17 protein-coding genes are annotated in these 14,028 nt (G+C 44.9%); all 17 read left to right on the top strand.

Annotation, left to right across the window (positions count from 1 at the left end):
• The first annotated feature begins 3 nt into the window (after nucleotides 1-3).
• Nucleotides 4-1,221: a phage portal protein gene (locus tag PUT07_RS03315; RefSeq protein ID WP_274466356.1), complete on the top strand. Its 1,218-nt coding sequence runs from the start codon at nucleotides 4-6 to the stop codon at nucleotides 1,219-1,221.
• Nucleotides 1,222-1,232: 11 nt separating this feature from the next.
• Complete coding sequence (locus PUT07_RS03310; protein WP_274466355.1) at nucleotides 1,233-1,796, top strand: hypothetical protein; 564 nt, start codon at nucleotides 1,233-1,235, stop codon at nucleotides 1,794-1,796.
• A gap of 17 nt (nucleotides 1,797-1,813) precedes the next feature.
• On the top strand, nucleotides 1,814-2,578 hold the full coding sequence (locus PUT07_RS03305) for a head maturation protease, ClpP-related (RefSeq protein ID WP_274466354.1): 765 nt from the start codon (nucleotides 1,814-1,816) through the stop codon (nucleotides 2,576-2,578).
• Nucleotides 2,579-3,718: a phage major capsid protein gene (locus PUT07_RS03300; RefSeq protein ID WP_274466353.1), complete on the top strand. Its 1,140-nt coding sequence runs from the start codon at nucleotides 2,579-2,581 to the stop codon at nucleotides 3,716-3,718. It begins immediately after the preceding gene.
• Between the two features lie 14 nt (nucleotides 3,719-3,732).
• On the top strand, nucleotides 3,733-3,987 hold the full coding sequence (locus tag PUT07_RS03295) for a head-tail connector protein (RefSeq protein WP_274466352.1): 255 nt from the start codon (nucleotides 3,733-3,735) through the stop codon (nucleotides 3,985-3,987).
• A gap of 17 nt (nucleotides 3,988-4,004) precedes the next feature.
• Nucleotides 4,005-4,262 carry a hypothetical protein gene (locus PUT07_RS03290; protein WP_274466351.1) on the top strand — a complete coding sequence of 86 codons (258 nt, stop codon included), beginning with the start codon at nucleotides 4,005-4,007 and terminating at the stop codon, nucleotides 4,260-4,262.
• Entirely contained in the window at nucleotides 4,259-4,579 is a 321-nt protein-coding gene (locus PUT07_RS03285) for a phage head closure protein (RefSeq protein WP_274466350.1), read from the top strand. The genes PUT07_RS03290 and PUT07_RS03285 overlap by 4 nt, the downstream gene beginning before the upstream one ends.
• Entirely contained in the window at nucleotides 4,579-5,028 is a 450-nt protein-coding gene (locus tag PUT07_RS03280; protein WP_274466349.1) for an HK97-gp10 family putative phage morphogenesis protein, read from the top strand. Before PUT07_RS03285 ends, PUT07_RS03280 begins: the two co-directional genes overlap by 1 nt.
• Before the next feature lie 5 nt (nucleotides 5,029-5,033).
• On the top strand, nucleotides 5,034-5,414 hold the full coding sequence (locus tag PUT07_RS03275; RefSeq protein WP_274466348.1) for a DUF3168 domain-containing protein: 381 nt from the start codon (nucleotides 5,034-5,036) through the stop codon (nucleotides 5,412-5,414).
• Between the two features lie 12 nt (nucleotides 5,415-5,426).
• Nucleotides 5,427-6,140: a phage tail tube protein gene (locus tag PUT07_RS03270; protein ID WP_274466347.1), complete on the top strand. Its 714-nt coding sequence runs from the start codon at nucleotides 5,427-5,429 to the stop codon at nucleotides 6,138-6,140.
• A 73-nt stretch (nucleotides 6,141-6,213) separates the two neighbouring features.
• Complete coding sequence (locus tag PUT07_RS03265) at nucleotides 6,214-6,582, top strand: hypothetical protein (protein WP_274466346.1); 369 nt, start codon at nucleotides 6,214-6,216, stop codon at nucleotides 6,580-6,582.
• 71 nt (nucleotides 6,583-6,653) lie between these two features.
• Entirely contained in the window at nucleotides 6,654-6,890 is a 237-nt protein-coding gene (locus PUT07_RS03260; RefSeq protein WP_274466345.1) for a hypothetical protein, read from the top strand.
• Nucleotides 6,891-6,964: 74 nt separating this feature from the next.
• Nucleotides 6,965-9,481 carry a hypothetical protein gene (locus PUT07_RS03255; RefSeq protein ID WP_274466344.1) on the top strand — a complete coding sequence of 839 codons (2,517 nt, stop codon included), beginning with the start codon at nucleotides 6,965-6,967 and terminating at the stop codon, nucleotides 9,479-9,481.
• Nucleotides 9,482-9,496: 15 nt separating this feature from the next.
• Complete coding sequence (locus PUT07_RS03250; protein WP_274466343.1) at nucleotides 9,497-9,850, top strand: DUF6711 family protein; 354 nt, start codon at nucleotides 9,497-9,499, stop codon at nucleotides 9,848-9,850.
• 186 nt (nucleotides 9,851-10,036) lie between these two features.
• Entirely contained in the window at nucleotides 10,037-11,848 is a 1,812-nt protein-coding gene (locus PUT07_RS03245; RefSeq protein WP_274466342.1) for a discoidin domain-containing protein, read from the top strand.
• On the top strand, nucleotides 11,848-12,882 hold the full coding sequence (locus PUT07_RS03240) for a LamG domain-containing protein (RefSeq protein WP_274466341.1): 1,035 nt from the start codon (nucleotides 11,848-11,850) through the stop codon (nucleotides 12,880-12,882). The genes PUT07_RS03245 and PUT07_RS03240 overlap by 1 nt, the downstream gene beginning before the upstream one ends.
• Nucleotides 12,883-14,025, top strand: coding sequence for a hypothetical protein (locus tag PUT07_RS03235; protein WP_274466340.1), 1,143 nt, complete (start codon nucleotides 12,883-12,885; stop codon nucleotides 14,023-14,025).
• Nucleotides 14,026-14,028: the final 3 nt, after the last annotated feature.

The following is a 14,028-nucleotide window of genomic DNA, read 5'->3' as shown; positions in this document are numbered from 1 at the left end:
AATTTGAATATATGGCAGAGAGCTAAAGTTGCTTGGCGTGTAATCAGGAATAGTTATAACGAAGTGACTGACGGTAATTTTTCAAGGTGGTTTCGTGGCGGGAAATCAATCTTCCAGTGGGGAGTTAGTGGTAAATTAGCCAACAATGAGACAATATTCGCGGCAGTATCACGGCTTTCTAATTCAATGTCTACGCTACCCTTGAAACTTTACCGGGACTTCAACCCGGTTCAAACGGATGTGTCGGACAAAATATCAAATGCACCAAACAATAACATGACCAGTTTTGATTTCATTCGAATACTCGAGACGCACAGAAACGTACACGGTAATGGATATGCATTGAAGATGTATGGCAGGATGCAACAATTGGAGCAACTTCTCATACTGGATCCCACCTGTGTTAGTCCGATTATCGAAGTGGATTCAGGTGACTTATGGTATGAAATAGACGGAGATAAGGGCCGTTATTACGTCCATAACCTTGATATGATTCACGTCAAGCACATTCATACGATTCAAAACGGTTATAAAGGCATTAGTCCAATCGATGTGTTGAAGAATACAATCGACTTTGACCGAGAGGTTCGCGAGTTTAGCTTAAGCCAGATGGAAGGTGCTATCCATGCATCATTCATCCTGAAATACGCAGCCCATGTCGGTAAGGAAAAGAAAGCTGAAGTGATAGCTAACTTCAAGGACTTTTATAAAGACAATGGCGGCGTGTTGATTCAGGAGTCCGGGATTGAAATTGAACCTATCGAGAAGAAATTTATCGATACTAAGGTATTTGAGGTTGAAAAAATTACTCGATCACGCGTCGCAACAGTATTTAATATGCCGGTCAGTATGTTAGGTGAGACTGAAGGCGCCAGCTACTCAAGCATGGAGCAAATGAGTCTCGAGTATGTCACCTACACACTACTAGCCATTGTTAGGCATTACGAACAGGAATTTAATAGAAAGTTGCTCACCCAGCAGGAGCGCCGATCCGGACTTTACTACAAGTTCAATGTCGGCGCTCTTCTGCGTGCAGATATGGCTACTCAAATGGAGGCATTCTTCAAAGCCATTCGTTCTGGTATCTACAAGCCGAACGAAGTACGCGCAATGTTGGAACAACCTCCTGAGCCTGGCGGCGAGAAGCTTTATATCAGTGGAGATTTATACCCGATTGATACACCTATTGACCAACGAAAAGCTTCAAAAACAAGTGATTAGGGAGTGATTTTATGAGTGTGTTGACATTGGATATTGTACGGCAAGAATACCACATCAAAGGACTCAGTGACCGTCAAATTGCCGAGAAGTATGGGGTGGTCAGAACAGCCGTCACGAAATTCAGGTCATATCATGACATAAAATCACGGGCTCATTCCGGAGATGCGGGTGAATCGCTTGTTAAGTCCAAACTTGAAAATCTAGGTTTTCAAGTTGACGATATGAACAAATTGCAAGGGAAAACTCACCCTTATGATCTGTTGGTCAATAAAAATATAAGGGTAGAGGTGAAAACAGCGAAATTCCTCGATAATAAGTGGACTTTCGTATTAACAAACAAACACGAATCAGGCATGGTGGAGTCAGCATTCAACATTAGACTTCCGAACGGAAGAATAAAAAAAGACTTATCTCTATCTTCAGACATTGTTATCTTGTGCGCACTAATCGGGCAAGAGGCAATGTTTTTTGTTATGCCATCAACTGCAATACCTAAAGATCAACAAACTTTATCGGTCACCGCGAATGGTAAGTGGGCAATTTGGCGTGATAGATGGGAACTCATTATTAAGTAGGGGAGGTGATAATAAAAATGGCAGATAAGCAAAATGCGAAGAATAAGAAGTTTTGGGAGTTCAAAAATCAAACAAGTGACGAAGCTGACCTTTACCTTTACCTCGAAATTGCCTCTTGGGGTGGTGGCTACTACGCACATTCAGCCAAAAGTTTCAAAGGAGAACTGGACGCATTAGGTGAGTTGAAAACACTTAATGTTTATATTAATTCTCCTGGTGGTGATGTGTTTGAAGGTGTGGCAATTTACAACATGCTCAAGCGTCATAAGGCGCATGTAAATATCCATGTTGATGGGCTTGCAGCGTCAATTGCATCCGTAATTACGATGGCCGGCGACACGATCATCATGCCAAGCAACGCTATGATGATGATTCACAATGCATGGATGTACACCGCAGGTAACGCTAAAGACCTTCGTGAAGCCGCGGACATGTTGGAAAAGGTTGATACGTCGATCAGACAGTCTTATCTCACCAAAGCTGGTGATAAACTTTCTGAGGACGATCTAATCTTACTTATGGAAGCGGAGACCTGGCTAACTGCACAAGAGGCATTTGACTATGGACTCTGTGATGTTGTCGGGGAATCCAAGCAAGTTGCGGCTCATGCCAATAACAAGCTTTTAGCTAAATACCGTAACGTTCCGGCCGCAATTATCCCAAAAGAGGAGCCTGTAGCCGCCCCTGAAAATAAGGTTTTGACAGAGCAACAGCGGCAAGAAATTGCCAATAACGCAAGACTTGAACTACAAAATTTGAAATCATACCTGGGAGGTATTTAAATGAAAACTTTATTCGACCTTAAGAATGACCTTGTTACAATCGGTAATGCGTACGCTGCTGCAAAGCAAGAAAAATTGACAGAAGCCTCTAAGCCGGATGCAAGCATCGATACAATCAAGGCGCTGGAAACGAAAGAGTCCAACTTGAAAGCTCGCTTCGACATCCTGCAAAAAGAGCATGACGAAATGGAAGCAGAGCAACTGAAGAACCTGCAACGCAACCCAATTGAGAACGTTGCTGATCCTAAATCGAAAGTTGCTGCGGCTAAAGCAGCCCTGATTCGCGCGGTTATCGGCGGTAAAACCGTATCTCCAGAGATCAAAGCTGCTCTCGGTGATGGAAACAGCACAGGTGGAGAGAAGATCCTTCCATCCACAATGTCGACTGAATTGCTCCATGAGCCGTTCGTGAAAAATCCGTTGCGTAATGTTGCGACGGTGACAAGTGTTGCTAATCTCGAAATCCCGAAAGTAACCTTCACGCTCGACACTAATGATGATTTCATTGCTGACACAGCCACGGCTAAAGAACTAAAAGCCGATGGTGATGTTGTAACGTTTGGTCGACACAAATTCAAGGTATTCGTTCCTATTTCCGAGACGATCCTGGCGGCTACGGACACCAACCTTGTACAAACCGTTGACCAAGCTTTGCAAAGCGGTCTTGCTGCAAAAGAGAAGAAAGTTGCTTTTGCTACAACACCGGCCACAGGTGAAGAGCTGATGAGCTTCTATTCCACTCAAAATGGCATCACCGAAGTTGTGGGGTCTGACCTTTATAAAGCTATCAAGGCCTCGATTGCAGCTCTGCATGAAGATTACCGCGAAAACGCAAGCATCATGATGCGCTATGCGGATTACATGGATATTATCGAGACGCTGGCAAATGGCAACGCAACACTCTATAATGCGCAACCTGAGCAAGTTCTCGGTAAGCCTGTTGTGTTCTGCGATTCTGCAACTAAACCAATTGTTGGTGACTTCCGTTATTCCCACATCAACTACGACCCACAAGTGCTATACGATCGTGACAAAGACGTTAAAACCGGCATTGAATTGTTCGTTCTTACAGCTTGGGTTGACCACAAAATCAAGCTGAAATCCGCATTCCGCATCGCGAAAGTGGTTGCTACGCCTTAATTAAGGGTGATTTTATGGAGCTCTCGTTGGGAGAATTGAAAGGATATCTGCGCATTGATGGGAGCGAGGATGATTTAACCCTCGCTCTCCTAATTGAAGCAGCCAAGGAGTATTTGCTAAAAGCGGGAGTGGAGGAGCAGGATGGGGCCAGTTATACACTGGCCGTCATGCTCTATGTATCCCTTCATTACGAGAATCGGGATCCTTCAGTGAAGATCGACAAGCTGAATTTCAGCTTGGAAAGCATCATCTTACAGCTTAAAGATTGATGAGAGTAGGTGATTACATGAAAAAACACATTGTTTCGGTCGAATTTATCGAGAAAAGTAATGGTATTTACTATCCTGTTGACTCTGTTTACGAAGGAAACGCCCAAAGGTGTAATGATCTTCGTGAACTTGGTTTCCTTGGCGAAGAAGTGAAGGAACAAAAAAGTCAGCAGAAGCAGGAGGCTTCTCCTAACACTGGCAAAGGTCCAGGGCGAGGGGGAGTCGATAAAAATGAATCTCCTCGGAACGACGATGAGGATGATGCGTCGAAATGATCAACGCCGGTAAGTTGAAGCAGACAATAACGATAAAAACATTGAAACCGGGTCGCAATTCATTTGGTGAAAGTAACCATGAATGGATTGATTTCATGACCATACGAGCCTCCAAAGATCCCTTGATAGGTAAAGAGTATTTCAGCGCTGCAGCGATACAGAGTTTGGTTGAAGTGAAGTTCAGAACGAGGTATCAACCTGGAATAAACAATACTATGAGAATTCAACATGGCACTGAGGTCTACGAAATACTTTCTGTTATAAATGTTCAATCATCAAACCGAGAGTTACTTTTTTATTGTAAGTTGGTGGTTTAGTGGCTCGACGAGGAGATATCGATGGTTTAAGACGGCTTGAGCGTGACATGCGGCGACTCGGACAAGTGCCTCAAAAGGTCGCAAATAAGGCGGCTAGAGCGGGTGCTGCAATCGCGAGGAAAGCCGCAAAGTCAAATGCTCCGGTAGACACCGGTCAACTGAAAAAGGGCGTCATCATGAAGGCAGAGCGCAAGGTGAAGCCCGGTAAAAAGGTTTATGGAGTTATGATCGATCCAAAGATGAATGACGTATTCGTCAAGCTTTCAAAGACGAACAAGCGCTCATACTATCCAGCTTCGCAAGAGTATGGATGGACGACCAACGGACACTATACGCCGGGTTATCGCTATCTGAGGCATGCTATTGAGAATAATGCGGACAAGATCGAGAAGCAGGTTATTCAAACAGCCGGGAAAGAAATTGATAAGATCCTTAGTGAGAGAGGGTGAGTTAGTTGAGATTCGAGGAAGCTTTGGCTTTTGAAATTGAGTTGATTCCAGCATTGGCGAACAAAGTATTTCCTTTGGTTGTAAGTGCAGACAAGACGGCTCCTTATGTGGCTTACGTCTCGAATGAAGGTGTGAAGCTAAAAACATTGACTGGCTATATTAACAGCAAAAGCATATCTGCAGAAGTCAGCATTGTAGCTAAAACCTATCCGGAGATGAAGCAGCTAACTTCACTCGTCACTGAGTCTATTATCAGTTTTCAAACCCGGGCTATTGGCGACGGAACGTTATATGTACAAGATGTCATTCTCTCTGAACCACAAGAGGGTTATGACGTTGAGCCTGATTTATATCGGTCCACAATTCCGTTTCAAGTTTATTTATAGGAGGTTGTTAATTTGGTACAAAGAGCAATGGGGACGAAACTAACGATTGGAGCTAATAATATAGCATCGATCACATCCATCACACCACCTGAGATGCAGTCAGACTCGATTGACGTTACAACCCTCTCCAGTCCAGGTGGCTATAAAGAGTCTATTCCCGGGTTTAAAGATGCTGGTGAGGTTAGTGTTGTTGGGTTCTTTGACCCATCGGATACACTCGGTCAAATGGCGCTATATAATGCTTTTAACAATGGAACAAATGATTCATATGCGATCATTTTCCCACCGGCTTTAGGAGCGTCATGGAATTTCACTGGAGGGGTAACAGGCTTTAAGACAACAGGTGTTGAGGTAGAGGGAGCGATCGGCTTTGAAGCGACAATTAAAGTCTCAGGAGCTCCTTCGTTGGTCACAACACCAAGTACTGGACTGTCTGCTCTTGGACTTTCCGGTGCTGGTGGTACATTATCACCGGCATTTTCAAACAACAATTACAGCTATACTTTCAGTGGCGTAACCGCCACGTCAACTACAATTACAGCAACAGCAGCTTCTCATGCGCTGAAATTGTATATTGATGGTGTATACTCACAGGACTTGGTGAGTGGTTCTCCATCGGCCGTTATTCCTTTGACAATCAACATCGGTAAGAAACTGACGATCCTTGCTAACGAAAATGGCAAGACACAAAAGGTTTACGAAGTTGTTGTGGTTAAAACAGCTTAGTAATTAAGCAAGCGAGGGCTAGGACTTTAAACGGTTCTAGCCTTATTTCTATTAATCGGAGGATGAAGAGGAAATGGCGAACGCAAACAATAATGACGTTGTAATTGTAGAATTGGACAGACCACGCGAACTGCGTTTCGGTCACAAAGCTCTGAAAAGAATGTTGGCTCGCAATGGTAAAAGTGTGGAGGACATGGAACAGGAAAACCAAGGAACAGATCTTGATGAACTTGAAACAATCTTTTTCTATGGACTAGAAAAAGATGCAAGAGAGAATGGCGAAAAGCTCACTTTGGAAATGATGGAGGACATTTTGGATTATGCACCTTCTCATGAATACTTGATGGAAAAGATTTATGAGGCTTTCAATAAAGCCTACGGCAAGTTTGGGGGAAACAATCTAGCGGTGGACCAAATGAAACCGGCGAGCCGCGAGAAGTAAAAGCTTTCGATTGGCAAGAATCATACAGGGCTGCGGTGGCGGTCGGTATTAGCTTGTACGAGTATAACGATATGACGCCATATGAACTAACAGTCCATATAGAAGAACACCACAAGCGCGAAAAGTTTATGCAGAATGAGCGAATTTCTGCGGCTTATTATGGCGCATATTTCGGTCGGGTAAAGAACTGGCCTAGATTGGAAGACATCCTCAAAGAAAAACCAAAAGAGAATCAAGAGCAAGCTGCCGTCGATATGTTCGCGGAGGTGAAACGATTAAACGCGATGTTCGGCGGGACAGTGACATGAAGCATACAAGGAGGTGAACGGCCATCTCGATCATCCGGAATTTAGTTATACGTGCTGGCGCAGACTTCACCCAGATGAAAAAAGAGCTGACCAAAGCTCAAACAGATCTGAAAAATTTCGGCGGAAAAATCGCTGGGATTCTCGGTAGTATCGGAGTTGGATTGGCTTTAAGCGATGCGGTGGATGATGCTATAAAATTCGAAGCATTGATGGGAACCATAAGTAATACGCTCGGGAAGAGCATGGGCGATTTTGTAAAATGGCAAAACACCGTCGGTGATGCCATGGGGTTTTCAAAGCTATCGGTTGCGGAAATGGGCAATAACTATTCGCTACGATTGAAGTCTATTGCTAAAGATGAGCAAGATTTGCTCAAAAAGACGACTGACTTAATTAAAGCTGCTGCGATTATTCGGAGCAGAACCGGCATGGATCAGGTAGAGATTTCCGACCGGATGCGTTCAGCGATGAACCAAGAGGCCGATGGTGCTGACGAGTTGGGCGTCAACGTTCGTGTTGCAGCAATCCAACAATCCAGAGCATACAAAATGATGGCTAACGGTGCCCCCTGGGAAGAACTCAGCGAGGGAATGAAAAAAACCATCCTTTACTATCACATCTTAGATTCAACAACCACTAACTTTGGTACAGAAATAGCGAACAACACAGCCTTGTTAAAAGGTGGTTTTGTTGCCGCTTTATCCGATGTTAAGTTGGCTTTAGGGCAAGCATTTCTTCCTATTCTTAACATAGCATTACCATTGCTCACGGAAATGGCAAGAAGAGCGGAAGTTGTTTTTAAGAATGTCTCTGCATTCATGAGAGCATTATTTCCTAAATCTAATATTGCGGCGGGTAATGCTCAAGCGGCTGCCATTGATTCTCAATCGGGTGCTGTGGATGGTTTGGGGGATTCTCTTGACGCTGCCGGTAAAAAAGCAAAGAAGGCAGCTAATTCGCTCGCAGGATTTGACGAGCTTAACCAACTAGGAAGCGCGAGCAAGGATGACAATGACTCAAAGTCAGACTCAGTGGGCGGTGGATTGGGCGTAGGAATGAGTGACGGATTTAATGATGAATCCACAAAGATTCCTACAAAAATTCAGGAGCTAGCCGATAAGTTTCGAAAAGCCATTAATGATTTCATTCCGGAAGAGGACAAAAAGCGCCTCAGTGATTCTTTGGGAAATCTAAAGAATTCCTTTGGTGAATTAGGCGAAAGCATTGAAGACCTTGTTAAATCAATTTCCAACTCTAAACCTATTCAAGATTTCTGGGATCAATTCAAAAGCGAATCAGCTAAACGAGTGTCATATTCCATTGATTCCATTGCAGGTGGCATTAGATCTTGGGCAGGTACTATTCAGTTAATTAGCGGATTGATCAGCGGGGATTTTGAAAAGGCTTTTAATGGTTTCGAAAAAAATATCTCTGGTTCATTTGATGCGATTACCGGATTCATTGGGATATTCTCACCTGAAACAGCAAACAAAATGAAAGAATGGAAAAAGGAATTCAGCGACACATGGTCTGGATTGAAAGAAGAAATCAAGAAGTACGGCGATCCAACCAAACTAGAAGCTTTAGACTTTGCCGAATATATCCGCGATAAGGTATCGACCAAGTTTGGAGAAATGAAAGAAAGTATAGGTAAAACATGGTATGCCATAGAAAACGGCATTGTTTGGGATGCCGTAAAGACGAAGGTCGTTGCTTACTGGGAAGAGATGAAAGGTGAGACGGAAACAAAGTGGACAGAGTTTAAAGAAGTTCTATCCAAGGGTTGGGAAAACACAAAAGCATATGTTAAATGGGATGAAATTAAGAAGGCAATTGTCGATAAGTGGACCGATCTTAAAACCGAAACTGGGACCAAGTGGGATGAATTCAAACAAAGCTTGAGTACTAAGTGGGAAGAGACGAAAGCTTTTGTGAAGTGGGATGAAATTAAAAATACTATCGTTACGTCCTGGGAAAACCTTAAAACGGATACAGGGACCAAGTGGGATGAACTTAAGAAAAAAGTCAGTGAGAAATTCGACCTCATTGCTAAACTCGACTTCTCTGGAGTAAACACAGCTGTCCTTGCGGTATGGGGAGAGTTGACAGAGAAGACCGGTGAAATTTGGGAAGGCATTGGTACGGCAATTAAGAATGGAATCAATTCAGCTATCGATCTGGTCAATGGTTTCATCGACAAAGTTAATGCTATCAAAATTAATATCCCAAGTGTTAGTGTACCAGGTACTGATATTGTTCTTGGTGGCGGATCTATCGGAATGCCACAAATCCCGAAAATTCCAAGACTCGCCCGGGGTGGGATTGTAGATAGTCCGACGATTGCGCAGATCGGAGAGGCTGGCTCTGAAATGGTCGTGCCGCTTGAGAATACATCCTTCGTCGACAAATTAGCAGGCGCTCTTGGCAATGCAGTACTTACAGCAATGCAATTCAGTAATGGCGGAAATAGCAACAACAAGTCAGGTGACGTCAACTTAATCATTGACGGTGTTAGTCTCGCCCGTGTTGTCGGCCCATATCTGAATAAAGAGAATTCGCGTATTGGTGGAAGCATGATTACAACAACCTAGGAGGTCGGTAAACCTATGGCATTGTTAACAATTGACGGGGTTGAAATGCCGACCCCTTCCGATCTTACAGTAAGTCACCAGGATCTAACAAAGGACCCTATGAGGAATACAAATGGTCTTTTGATAACTGAGTTCATCGCACGCAAAGTTAAATTAGAGTTATCTTGGAAGTTCCTCGATGCCGAACAAATGAGTCAGATATTAAATGCAATCGATCCGTTTTATTTCGAAGTGACATATATAGATCCGAAAACAAATAGCCCTGCAACCAAAACGTTTTATAAGGGCGACCGGAAGATGCCTATGTTGGACTTCATCGATGGAACCCCGCGGTACAAGGATGTTGCTTTCAATGTAGTCGAAAGGTAGGCGCGGCATATGTACAGGACAACGCAAAATTTCAAGAATAACATATACGCGCCTGTCAGACGTACAGCGGGGCGCGTGACATTCGATATTAGCGATGTTACCGCCTCCGGGGATGTTACCAATATCACAACTTCACCTGAATCACCGTTAAGTGTTAAGGCTCACTTAATCGATAAGAGGCGCAGCATGACATATAAGGCTGCAACATTAGAAAAGGACCGCTTCCGCTTGGACGGTTCTTTTTCATTTGCTGACGATGTAATCGCCAATAACGAGGAGTTAGGCTGGAGTAGCTCTGATATATGCGACGCTTTCGGCGTATTCGCAACACCTCTTACTATATCCTTTGACTTCGGATCAAATCACTCTAGCGCCGGGTTGACAATCACATTCGACCAAGTGAATGGTGAATACGCGGTTGACTTCGATATGACCGCTTATGACGCTGGGGGAGCTGTAATAGCGACGACCTCAGTCACGGGTAATACCGATATTATCGCAGTCCCAATCGGGCAACTATACAACTATCGCAAGGTGTCGGTCATCATTCGTAAATGGTCCAAACCGAACCGCAGAGCTCGAGTTTTTGAAGTTGACTTTGGTTTTGTGAAGCAGTACACCGATGACAACTTAGTTAACCTAAGCTCAGTCGAGGAAATGGACTTGCTTACTGGCAAGCTCCCTTCTGCTGAGTTCAAGTTCACAATCGATAACTCCGACAGGCTTTTTAATATCTTGAATCCGACCGGGTTCTATAAATACTTGCAGCAGCGTCAGCAGGTCATAGGGGAGATCGGGCTTGATACCGGGGGCGGTAACTTTGAATACATTCCCATTGGAAATTACCTGCTTCAAGAATGGCAATCGGACGAGGGCAGCTTAACAGCTACGTTCACAGCCCGGACCAATCTCGACACCATGGCGAGCTTTGTTTGGAACAATTCAGCGCCCGCCTCGCAGTCATTGGCATCATTGGCGAGGTATATTTTCTTCCTTGCGGGGATATCGAATTACTGGATTGACCCGGCACTAGAAAATATAACAACAAATTCGGTTGCCGAAAAAGTGAATTACCGGGACCTGCTCCAAATGATTGCCATAGCCGGGGGTGCAAACATCTATGTCACCCGTGACGGTAAAATCACTTTGAAGTGTAATAAAACTCGCAAGGTGCGATACATCCGGGATACCACAAACGGCAGCACTTTCAACAATGCGGGTCATTGGGTGGAAATACAGGCGGTCAATTCGAGCGGTACAAATATAGCCCTTGGAAAGCCTGTGACGACTTCCTTTGTTCCGGTTAATTCGCCCTCATTAATTACCGACGGCAATACAGCTTCAGAAAATTGGTGCGGACAAGGTGGTTTAGGGAACGTAACCGTTGACCTTGGCGCAGTATATGACATTGAGACAGTCAAGGTATGGCACTACTACGCAGACGGGCGCACCTATCACAACACCAAGACGGAAATATCTGCCGATGGGGTAACGTGGAAAACTGTATTTGATAGCGCGATATCCGGGGAGTATGCAGAGACATCAGCCGGGCGCACCTACGCCATGGAAACCGTCTTAGGCGATATGACCCCGGTCGATTCAGCCGACTTTGACAACATGTATACGGAGCCTCAAATCGCCCTTGATAAAGCAATCAAACGGGTAGAGGTAACATACTGGACAGACCTTTCAACGTCCGGCTTTGTCGGTGTTAACCATCCCGTTAATACCGTAGGCGACACTCTGAAGCTAGAAAAGAACACCCTTATCAACACCTCTGCACGCGCTCAGGCGGTCGCTGATTGGCTTATGGCGCAGTTGGCATATAGAGCGACCTATTCCGTCAGATGGCGCGGAAACCCGGCTCTAGAGCTTAATGACGTACTCTCAATGGAGAACACATACGGCAGCACAATGAACGCCTATGTCACAAAGAATGAAATCGAGTATGCCGGGTATCTGACAGTAAAAACGCAAGCGAAGGGAGGGGTCAATTAATGGCATGGATCACTCCCCGATTGAACTGGACGGAAAATGATTACATGAACCCGGATGACTGGAACCGGATAGAAAATAACATCAAAGAGGTTGCCGACTATCTAAACAGCATTCAATACAATATCGTTGGACTGGAAGAAAACCTCTACGCCCTGTCATTCGATGGGGTTGACGATGCCGTGAATTGTGGCAATAGCTCTGTTTTCGACTTAACGCAATTGACTGTTGAGTGTTGGATTAAGCCGGGCACAGCGCAGGTCGATTATGCGAATATAATAGATAAGTCGCATACATCAACTACAGGGTGGGCATTTGAGTACAACAGCACAACGAGCCAAGTATACTTTTTTGTGGGCGGGGCGAAAGCCTACACGCTCACAGCTTTAAAAGACAATAGATGGCATCACATAGCAGCCACATACGACGGTGTGACTATACGCATATATGTGGACGGTGTTCTTGAGGGATCGGGTGCTTGTCCCGGCGTAGTGCAGAATACAGGAAACCTATATATAGGTTCTTGGCAAGGTGGCTCCAGGTGGTTCAAAGGCTGTGTGGATGACGTTCGGATTTGGAACTATGCGCGCAGCCAAGCACAGATTCAGGACAGTATGCGCCGCTTCCTGAAAGGTACTGAACCGGGGTTAATTGCATATTGGAGGTGCGACCAAGGCACGGGCACAAGTTTAGTTCCCACAACCGGGGTCGCATTTGGCACGCTTACAGGCGGCACAGCATGGACCTCAGACACGCCGAAAGTCGGCATTGTGAAGAACCGGACGAACTACAGCATTGATTTTCTCTCGTCCATTAACAGGATTGAACAAAACATTGAATACATCAAAAGTAACTTCATGGTTCCGTCAGGGTATGGCGGCGTTAAATCTTGGGCGGTCGGCACAACGTTCGATTACAATGACGCGATCCGGCTAGAGAAAAATGTCTTGGACTTACTTAACACCGGGGTTCTCGTTTATCAAAGTTTCGTGTACTGCGGAACCATAAGAAGCGGCGAGAGTGGAGGGTTATACTAAATGGCTTACACAAAAACGACTTACATTGATAGGGCTGTACAGTGGGCGAAAAGGTTTTTTATGAACTGGGACGGTGGGAGCGACAAGAACCTTTTGCCGCCTTTCTCGGACTGGACGCTACATGCGAATGCGGTGGTTACATCGCCTTACGTTCTGACATTGAACTCTACGGGTACATGGCAGCAATCATACATTGAGGTCCCCGTATTGCCTAGTACGTCTTATGCTTTTTCTTGTACACTTGCAGGAAGTAACGCCGGACACTTTTATATCTTGTATAACTCAGCAGGAGCGCAAACATTTTCATCTTCTTCGTCTACGGCTTCGAGCATTACTTTCACAACGCAATCCGATACAGCGAAAATTAGAATTATCGTGACTAGCGCTTCGGGCGCTTCAACGGGAGCCATCATCTTCACCAACCCGCAGCTCGAACTAGGCAGCGCAGCCACAGCATTCGCGCCAAAGAAGCTCTACACTATCACCCAATCGCCGGGCACGGTTACACAAGCAGGAACGCCCCTTAACGCCGCCAACCTGAACAAGATGGAGCAAGGTATCTATGACGCCCATGTGACGGCTGACGGGGCTTTACAGCGTACAGGCGGTACGATGACGGGTTTATTAAGAAACACAACAAATTCGCCGTTAGTCTCTAAAATGTCAGGGTATAAATCGTGGATTATCCATCACCCATCCGCTAATTCTTTTATTTTTGCACCTTCTGCAACCGTTGACGGAGAGGATTGGGATTGGCCGAAGAACATTATATTCAATGAAAACGGGACTATCCAAGCAGGACAAAATTCAGTTTGGGATACTGGGAAACTACGCGTCCACTCAAGCGGGACATATATCGAGTGGTTCAACGGTTCAATATGGCAGGGGGTGGGAGGATTGAAAAGCATTCAAAGAGGGGTTGTAGGTGCGTCGGGGACTAGCGCAACTGATGTGACGATTTCAGCGGTTAATATGGCAAAGACAGTGATAAGCCTTGACGCTTTTGGTCCTATGAGAGCTTCAGATACTATTATTCCGGCTTCCATTTATGCAACCCTCATATCATCTACAACACTCAGATTTGTTGGAGACAGTGGAATTAACACGGTTCCCGTCGCTTGGCAAGTAATCGAATACTACTAATGA

The sequence above is a fragment of the Paenibacillus sp. MAHUQ-63 genome (genome assembly GCF_028765165.1).
Lineage (GTDB): Bacteria > Bacillota > Bacilli > Paenibacillales > NBRC-103111 > Paenibacillus_E.
The sequence above is the reverse complement of the archived record's forward strand: the minus strand, read 5'-3'. Positions and strand labels throughout refer to the sequence as shown.

Excerpts from the sequence above, each read along its gene's own strand:
- PUT07_RS03255 (WP_274466344.1), top strand. The coding sequence starts at position 6,965 with ATGAAAAAAGAGCTGACCAAAGCTCAAACAGATCTGAAAAATTTCGGC.
- PUT07_RS03305 (WP_274466354.1), top strand. The coding sequence starts at position 1,814 with ATGGCAGATAAGCAAAATGCGAAGAATAAGAAGTTTTGGGAGTTCAAA.
- PUT07_RS03285 (WP_274466350.1), top strand. The coding sequence starts at position 4,259 with ATGATCAACGCCGGTAAGTTGAAGCAGACAATAACGATAAAAACATTG.
- PUT07_RS03260 (WP_274466345.1), top strand. The coding sequence starts at position 6,654 with ATGACGCCATATGAACTAACAGTCCATATAGAAGAACACCACAAGCGC.
- PUT07_RS03265 (WP_274466346.1), top strand. The coding sequence starts at position 6,214 with ATGGCGAACGCAAACAATAATGACGTTGTAATTGTAGAATTGGACAGA.
- PUT07_RS03295 (WP_274466352.1), top strand. The coding sequence starts at position 3,733 with ATGGAGCTCTCGTTGGGAGAATTGAAAGGATATCTGCGCATTGATGGG.
- PUT07_RS03310 (WP_274466355.1), top strand. The coding sequence starts at position 1,233 with ATGAGTGTGTTGACATTGGATATTGTACGGCAAGAATACCACATCAAA.
- PUT07_RS03250 (WP_274466343.1), top strand. The coding sequence starts at position 9,497 with ATGGCATTGTTAACAATTGACGGGGTTGAAATGCCGACCCCTTCCGAT.
- PUT07_RS03245 (WP_274466342.1), top strand. The coding sequence starts at position 10,037 with ATGACATATAAGGCTGCAACATTAGAAAAGGACCGCTTCCGCTTGGAC.
- PUT07_RS03290 (WP_274466351.1), top strand. The coding sequence starts at position 4,005 with ATGAAAAAACACATTGTTTCGGTCGAATTTATCGAGAAAAGTAATGGT.
- PUT07_RS03235 (WP_274466340.1), top strand. The coding sequence starts at position 12,883 with ATGGCTTACACAAAAACGACTTACATTGATAGGGCTGTACAGTGGGCG.
- PUT07_RS03300 (WP_274466353.1), top strand. The coding sequence starts at position 2,579 with ATGAAAACTTTATTCGACCTTAAGAATGACCTTGTTACAATCGGTAAT.
- PUT07_RS03240 (WP_274466341.1), top strand. The coding sequence starts at position 11,848 with ATGGCATGGATCACTCCCCGATTGAACTGGACGGAAAATGATTACATG.